Source organism: Mucilaginibacter sp. (genome assembly GCF_039207105.1).
Classification (GTDB): Bacteria; Bacteroidota; Bacteroidia; order Sphingobacteriales; family Sphingobacteriaceae; genus Mucilaginibacter.
Genome location: NZ_JBCECK010000220.1, coordinates 1 through 284 on the forward strand (window position 1 = coordinate 1; position 284 = coordinate 284).

The following is a 284-nucleotide window of genomic DNA, read 5'->3' on the forward strand; positions in this document are numbered from 1 at the left end:
GGTCAATACCGGTTTGGTTAGCCAGGCATATCAATACAAAAAGTACATCGGCCATTTCATCGGCCAGGTTAACTTCTGTATCTGATTTTTTATAGGACTGCTCGCCATACTGCCGGGCCATAATGCGGGCCACCTCTCCTACCTCTTCCATTAAAATGGCGGTATTAGTAAGTTCATTAAAATAGCGGATCCCCATAGTATTTATCCACTTATCCACAAGTTTCTGCGCTTCTTTGATCTCCATAATTAAACTTTTCACTAATTACACGAATTTTGACGAATTA

Annotated in this window: 1 protein-coding gene; it reads right to left on the minus strand. The window is 40.5% G+C overall.

Annotation, left to right across the window (positions count from 1 at the left end; all coding sequences use genetic code 11):
• Nucleotides 1-244, minus strand: a 244-nt coding sequence (locus AAGC65_RS24095; protein ID WP_343115021.1) for a nucleotide pyrophosphohydrolase, incomplete at its 3' end; no start/stop codon positions are given.
• Between the last annotated feature and the right edge of the window lie 40 nt (nt 245-284).